At 67.9% G+C, this 6951-nt stretch carries 5 protein-coding genes and 1 pseudogene; 4 read left to right on the forward strand and 2 right to left on the reverse strand.

All coding sequences use genetic code 11. The features are described from left to right. The first annotated feature begins 56 nt into the window (after positions 1 to 56). From pdhA to Q4E95_RS09850, 3 genes are read left to right on the forward strand one after another with little or no spacing between them, the layout of a single operon-like run. Complete coding sequence (gene pdhA, locus Q4E95_RS09840) at positions 57 to 1256, forward strand: pyruvate dehydrogenase (acetyl-transferring) E1 component subunit alpha (RefSeq protein ID WP_303383141.1); 1200 nt, start codon at positions 57 to 59, stop codon at positions 1254 to 1256. Further along, on the forward strand, positions 1256 to 2266 hold the full coding sequence (locus tag Q4E95_RS09845) for an alpha-ketoacid dehydrogenase subunit beta (protein WP_303383142.1): 1011 nt from the start codon (positions 1256 to 1258) through the stop codon (positions 2264 to 2266). Before pdhA ends, Q4E95_RS09845 begins: the two co-directional genes overlap by 1 nt. A 3-nt stretch (positions 2267 to 2269) precedes the next feature. Then, positions 2270 to 3901: a dihydrolipoamide acetyltransferase family protein gene (locus Q4E95_RS09850; protein ID WP_303383143.1), complete on the forward strand. Its 1632-nt coding sequence runs from the start codon at positions 2270 to 2272 to the stop codon at positions 3899 to 3901. A gap of 41 nt (positions 3902 to 3942) precedes the next feature. Here Q4E95_RS09850 and Q4E95_RS09855 read toward each other — a convergent pair whose 3' ends face one another. Continuing rightward, on the reverse strand, positions 3943 to 5064 hold the full coding sequence (locus tag Q4E95_RS09855) for a polyprenyl synthetase family protein (protein ID WP_303383144.1): 1122 nt from the start codon (positions 5062 to 5064) through the stop codon (positions 3943 to 3945). 4 nt (positions 5065 to 5068) lie between these two features. Then, positions 5069 to 6304 (reverse strand): cytochrome P450, encoded by a 1236-nt coding sequence (locus Q4E95_RS09860; RefSeq protein WP_303383145.1) that lies wholly within the window; start codon positions 6302 to 6304, stop codon positions 5069 to 5071. A 200-nt stretch (positions 6305 to 6504) separates the two neighbouring features. Between Q4E95_RS09860 and Q4E95_RS09865 the strand changes: the two are divergent. Further along, positions 6505 to 6951: pseudogene (locus Q4E95_RS09865) on the forward strand (succinate dehydrogenase); the annotation flags it as partial.

Here is a 6951-nt window from a genome sequence, read left to right on the forward strand (position 1 = left end):
CCAGTTCCCATACTTGGATCACGAAACGTCTGAACCAACCATGGAAGGGGTCGGCCATGAGCGAGCCCACTTCACCCGGCGGCGATCCCGCCTCCGAGAACTCCACTCCCGTGATCCCCGCGGTGGAGGCGTCCAAGAACTTTGGCATCACCCCGGAGGCCTACATGCTTCCGGCGGCCAACGAGATCCAGCTGCTGGCCCCGGACGGTCAGCCCGTTCCGGACAGTGAACAGGGTCCCGAACCGGGACACGAGTACCCCATGCCCTCCACCGAGCAATTGCTCAAGGCGTACGAGAAGCTCGTGGTGGGCAGGCGCATCAATGACCAGAACATGGCGCTGGTCCGCCAGGGCCGCATGGCCGTCTACCCCTCCAGCCACGGCCAGGAAGCCTGCCAGGTCGCAGCGGCCATGTGCCTGGGTGACAACGACTGGCTGTTCCCCACCTACCGCGATTCCGTGGCCGTGATGTCCCGCGGCGTGGACCCGCTCGAGGTCATGAGCACGTTCCGCGGTGACTGGCACGGCGGCTTTGACCCCCGTGAGTACAAGGTCAGCATTCAAGCGACCCCGCTCACCACGCAGCTGCTGCACGCGGTGGGTGTGGCCCACGCGGCCAAGCTGCGCGGCGAGGACACCGTCACGCTGGCCATGTGCGGTGACGGGGCCACCTCCGAGGGCGACTTCCACGAGGCCCTCAACTTCGCCGCGGTGTTCCAGCTGCCGGTGCTGTTCCTGGTGCAGAACAATGGCTACGCGATTTCCGTGCCGCTGTCCTCCCAGACTCACGCTCCCACCCTGGCGCACAAGGCGGTCGGCTACGGCATGGCCGGCGAGCGCGTGGACGGCAACGACCTGGCGGCCCTGCTGTCCGTGCTCGGCCGTGGCGTGGAGCTGTGCCGGCAGGGCAAGGGCCCGCTGCTGGTCGAGGCCATGACCTACCGCATGCAAGCGCACACCAACGCGGATGACGACACCCGGTACCGCGAGCGCGACGAGGTCTCCGAATGGGTGGCCAAGGACCCGATCACGCGGATGCAGCGCTACCTCACGGATCAGGACGCCCTGGGCGACGCCACCTCGGAGCGGATCTCCGCGCACGCCGAGGACATGGCCAAGCGCCTGCGCGAAGCCATGGCCGGCAAGCCGGAACTGGATCCCCAGGATTTGTTCCGCCACGTGTACAGCGAACCCACCCCCCAGTTGCGCGAGCAGGCAGACCTGCTGGCCGACGAACTGTCCCGAGAGGAGGCATGATGAGCGTTTCGAAAATCAGCTTTGCCAAGGCGCTGAACACCGCCCTCGCGGACGCCCTGGAAGCCGATCCGAGCGTGTTGGTCTTCGGTGAGGACGTGGGCACCCTCGGTGGTGTCTTCCGCATCACCGACGGCCTGACCGCCACGTTCGGTCGTGAGCGTTGCTTTGACACCCCCCTGGCGGAGTCCGGGATTATCGGCACCGCCGTGGGCATGGCCATGAACGGCATGCGCCCGGTGGTCGAGATGCAGTTCGACGCCTTCGCATACCCCGCGTTCGAGCAGATCGCCTCGCACGTGGCCAAGATGCACAACCGCACCCGCGGCAAACTGGGCATGCAACTGGTCATCCGCATCCCCTACGGCGGCGGCGTGGGCGGTGTGGAGCACCACTGTGACTCCTCGGAGTCCTACTACGCCCACACCCCGGGCCTGAAGGTCTTCACCCCGGCCTCCGTCACGGACGCCTACCTGATGTTGCGCGAGGCCATCGACTCCCCGGACCCGGTGGTGTTCTTCGAACCCAAGCGGCTGTACTGGTCCACCGCCCAGATCGACCTGGACGAGCTGCGCGAGCAGTACGCGAACGGCACCGCTGCAAAACGCGAGGGGCACGCCGTCGTCGCCCGGGAAGGTACGGACGCAACCCTGATCAGTTACGGCCCGTCCGTCCCCGTGTGCTTGTCCGCGGCGGAAGAAGCCGCCCGGGACGGTCTGAACGTGGAGGTCATCGACCTGGGCACCATCGTTCCCTACGACGACGAGACGGTTGCCGCCTCCGTGCGCAAGACCGGCCGCGCCGTAGTGGTTGCCGAGGCGCAGGGGTTCGCGTCCGTGGCCTCGGAGATCGTGGCGCGCACCCAGCAGCGCTGCTTCCATTCGCTGGCCGCGCCGGTGCTGCGGGTGACGGGATTCGACATCCCCTACCCCTCGCCGGCCTTCGAGCACCATCACATTCCCAGTGTCGAGCGGATCCTCGACACCCTGGACGAACTGCAGTGGGAGGACTGACCCGTGAGTATCAATGTGTTTCACCTGCCCGATCTGGGCGAAGGTCTCACCGAGGCGGACATCCTGCATTGGCTGGTCGCCGAGGGTGACACCGTGGCCATGGACCAGCCCATTGTGGAGGTCGAAACCGCCAAGTCAGCGGTGGAGATCCCCAGCCCGTTCGAGGGCACCGTTCACAAACTGCACGGCGCCGAGGGCGAGACGCTCACGGTGGGCCAGGCGCTGATCGCGGTCTCCGACGGCGCCGAACCCCCGGCCTCGGAGGGTGCCCCGGCGCCCGCGGCGGAGGCCTCACCCGCCGGCACTGCCGATTCCCCCGAGCCCACCCAGGGCGCCGGCTACCGCGAGGAAGAGCGCGCGGGCACCCAGCCGACGGCCGAGGAATCCGCTGATGACAGTTCCGATGAGTCCTCCGGCAACGTGCTGATCGGGTACGGCACCACGTCCGGAGGTTCCTCCCGCCGACGCCGCCGCGGCAAGCCCGCGCGCACCTCCGGCGGGTCCGCGACCGGCCAGGCCGGTGCCGCCTCCCACACCCACGACGCGCTCACCGCCGCACCGAGGATGGCCCCCACGGTCATCTCGCCGCTGGTGCGCAAGCTCGCCAAGGAGCACGGCGTGGACATCACCTCGCTCACCGGCACCGGCCCGGGCGGGTTGATCATGCGCCAGGACATCAGGTCCGCCCTGGACCAGGTGGACGATCAAAGGCGCCGCTCGGATTCCGCGGGACCCGCGCCCACCGGTCTTGCCACGCCACCGCCCGCTCCCCCGGTTCCGATCGCTCCGGCGGCTCCCGTACCGTGGCCCGCCAACGCGTCCGACCCCGGCCATTCGCTTCCCACCAGGGGCGGCGCGGCGCCGGCGGCAGGCGCGGCGGCGTCGTCGTCGAACGTCGGCGCGCGGGACGTGGACCCGCGAACCGGCCTGGCCGTGGCGCAGCGTGAGCCCGTCAAGGGAGTGCGCAAGGCGATTTCCGACGCAATGACGCGCTCGCGCACCGAGATCCCCGAGGCCACCATTTGGGTGGACGTGGACGCGACCGAGCTGCTGAACCTGCGCGCAAGTTACAAGGCGAAGGACCCGGAGAACGCGCCAAGTCTGCTGGCGCTCCTGGCCCGCTTCACGCTGGCCGGGCTGCGCGCCTACCCGCAACTGTGCTCGCGATGGGAAACGCACGAGGACGGCACCCGGTCGATAGCGCGGTTCACCGGCGTTAATTTGGGCCTGGCCGTGGAATCCGAGCGCGGGCTGCTGGTACCGAACCTGCGCAACGCGGACCAGCTCACCACCGTGGAACTCAACCAGCGGATGCGCGAGGTCATCGAGGTGGCCCGTTCCGGCAAGGCGAGCCCGTCGGAACTGTCCGGGAGCACGTTCACGCTCAACAACTACGGTGTGTTCGGCACGGACGGCGCCACACCCATCATCAACCACCCCGAGGTGGGCATCCTGGGCATCGGGCGCATCATCGACAAGCCGTGGGTGGTCAACGGTGAACTCGCGGTCCGCAAGGTCACCACCCTGACCCTGGCCTTCGACCACCGCGTGTGCGACGGCGGTTCCGCGGGCGGCTTCCTGCGGTTCATCGCCGACGCCGTGGAGGACCCGACCAGCGCGTTCCTGCGGATGTAACTGGTCAGATTCCTGCGGACGCAACGCATTGTGCGGTGGGCCTACCGGGTCCGCCGCACAATGGCGTCCGTGGCCTCCGTCAGTTGCGCCACCAGTGCGGCCGGTAGCTGCGAGTCCTCCAGCAGGTTCTTGGCCCGCTGGGCGGCCTGCTCGGCCATCCGCTCCACGCCGGCGCGTGCACCGCAGCGTTCCAGCAGGTCCTTGGCCGTGTGCGCGTCCTCATCACTGAGACCTTCGGTCGCGGCCCGGTCCAGAATCTCCCGCAGCTTGGGTCCGTACGGTCCGTGTTCGGCCAAAGATATGAGCATGGTCCGCTTACCCTCGCGCAAATCCGATTGAGCCGACTTACCGGTCCGTTCCGGGTCGCCGAAGACACCCAGGACATCGTCCGCGAGCTGGTAGGCCGTACCCATGGCGCGGCCGACATCGCCGAGCAGGCTGACGTCCGCCACGGAGGCTCCACCCAGCACGGCTCCCGCGGTCAGCGGTGCCTCGAAGGAATACGCGGACGTCTTCAGCCGGGTGGCCAGCAGGATCTCCTCGCTGGACACGGTCAACCCCGGCAGCGCATGCTCCACGTCCAGGAACTCACCGGCCGCCGAGCGGAACACCGCCTCATCCAGGATCGCGAGCAGCCGCAGCAACCGCGATTCCGGCGCGTGGGACGTGGCGATCAACCGGTACGCGCCCGTGAGCGCCAGGTCTCCGGCCAGGATCCCCACGCTGCGGCCGTACTGTTTTGCGTGTTCCGTTCCCACCGCCGACGCCGCTCGGGCACCCACCGCCATGCGCGTTGCGGCACGCCGTTGGGCCGCCGCGTTGACCGTGGGTTGGTGGCGGCGTAGTTCGTCCTGGTCGATCACGTCGTCGTGGATGAGCAGGGCGGTGTGCAACAGCTCGAACCCTGCCCCCGCGGCGTTGATCACCGGGCGCACCGGCCGGGCCGGGTAGGAGTGGGCGGCCATGTGCAGCAATTGCGGGCGCACGCCCTTGCCACCGTTGGCCACGCGGGCGATCTCCCGCCACAACTGCGCGAACCGCGGATTGACTTGCTCGGCGCGCTCAATGGCGTTGTTCAAGAACCCCTGCAGGGTCTTGGACGCGGTGAACTCCTCCACGGGCCGGCCGGTGCCGCTCTGTGTGTAAGAGGAGTACTTCTTCATGCCCCTATTTCAGCACACCGCTCTGACCGGCCGGGGCGAATCCCACGCGCAACCCTTCCACGCGGTAAGCGGCGATTAACGCGTCCGTGAACAGCTCGGGCGTGGTCAGTTGTGTGATGTCGCGCTCGAACAATTCCCGCAGGAACACGTCCGTTTCCTGGATGGCCACGAAGTGGCCGGGGCACCGGTGAGCGCCGTCGCCGAATGCCGCGCCCTCGGGACGAACCCCGCGCGGGACCTCACGCCCGGGACAGACCTCCCGGGGCGCCTCGAAGACCTCGGTGTCCACGTTGGTGTCCTTGATGGACATCGTGATCATGTCACCGGCAGGAATCATGTAGCGCTGACCGCGGTGCTCGAGTTCGATGTCCTCGGTGGCGCGCCGGTAGAGCAGACCCACCACGGGTTCCAGGCGCAGGATGTCATGCAGGATCGCGTACCGCTCACCCTGGCCGGCCACTGTGTACCGCTCCAGCAGTTGTCGATTGTCCAGGAGGTGCCAGGCAGCCATCGCAATGAACTCGCGTGTGGTGACCATGCCTGCCGCCGCGTAGGTGAGGCACTCGGTGGCGATCTCGGTCAGGGTGTACTTCTGATCGAGCAGGTGCGAGATCACGTCTTCTCGGCGCTGCCTCTTGCGGGCTCTGACCGCCGGGCGAACATCGTGCCACGTGAAGGTGGCCACCGGCAGGCTGCCGACAGCCGAGCGGAGGGCAAACCATGCCTTGCGCCAGGGCGTGCGGGGCACCTCGGTGGGATCGCCCTCGGCGCCGAAAAGTTTCATGAGGCGCTCACCCATGGCGTCAGGATCGGTGCCGTCCAGGCCCACGATGTGGGCGGCCACGCGCACGGAGTACCCCATGGTCGCCTCACTCAGATCCAGCGAACCGGTGCGGTCCAACTCGGTCATGGCCTCGCTGGCGTACCGGTCCATCAGCTCCCGGTAGGTGGTGTCCACGGTGGTCGGAGCGAAGAAGCGCGCGATCTTGGAGCGTTGTTCGCGGTGCTCGGGGCCGTCCGCGAACAGCACCGGGACGCGGGATTTGCGCAGCCCCGCGCGCGCCTGTTCGGCGCGGAAACCGGCCTGCGACGTCCCCTGGCTGCGCAGCACCTGACGTGCCAGCTCCAGTGACGTGATGCGCCAGGTGTCCCCCACACGTTCAAGGGGAACGTGGGTGTTCCATTCACCGTCGGTAGCTTTTCGCTGATCCGTGTCCCGGCTGGCGGTCCGCCCGGTCATCGGGCATGGGTTTGCGGTCGGGACACCCGCGGGGCCCTCCGGCGCAGTACGTTCGGCACTCACATGCCCATTGTCACTCACAAAAGCGCAGGTGGATACAGCGCGCCACACTCCCCATGCCGAGGGCACCCCGGATAGAATGAGGTGAGAGGTCGCCGGGAGCTGCGTCCGTAGCTTCCGTCCACGAAGCTGGAGCCGCCATGACAGCACCCGCCCCCGTACGTCCGAGTGGATCAGCACCCGTCACGCGGGCTGGTCACCGCAGCCGGTTCTCCTCCGTGGCCGCGAAGTACATCATGGCGATCACCGGCCTGATTTTCTCGGCCTATGTGCTGGTTCACATGATCGGCAACCTCAAGGTCTACCAGGGCCCCGAGGCCTTCAATTCCTACGCGCACTGGCTGCGCAACGCGTTTTATCCTGTGCTCCCGTACGAAGGGTTGCTGTGGATCCTGCGCGTGGTGCTGCTGGTCAGCGTGCTCGCGCACATTGTGTGCGCGCTCATTCTCAAGGCGCGTGCTCGTCGCGCTCGCGGCGGCGCCCGGGCCCCCAGCATTCGACGCCGCCGCGGCCTGGGACTTTCCGTGTTCGCCGGGCGGTCGATGCTGGTCACCGGCGTGGTGCTGCTGCTGTTCGTGATCTTCCAC

It is taken from the genome of Kocuria sp. (assembly GCF_030536815.1).
GTDB classification, from domain to species: Bacteria; Actinomycetota; Actinomycetes; order Actinomycetales; family Micrococcaceae; genus Kocuria; species Kocuria gwangalliensis.

Coding starts and splice junctions, on each gene's coding strand:
- Q4E95_RS09860 (WP_303383145.1), bottom strand. CDS start 6,304: ATGACCGGGCGGACCGCCAGCCGGGACACGGATCAGCGAAAAGCTACC.
- pdhA (WP_303383141.1), top strand. CDS start 57: ATGAGCGAGCCCACTTCACCCGGCGGCGATCCCGCCTCCGAGAACTCC.
- Q4E95_RS09845 (WP_303383142.1), top strand. CDS start 1,256: ATGAGCGTTTCGAAAATCAGCTTTGCCAAGGCGCTGAACACCGCCCTC.
- Q4E95_RS09855 (WP_303383144.1), bottom strand. CDS start 5,064: ATGAAGAAGTACTCCTCTTACACACAGAGCGGCACCGGCCGGCCCGTG.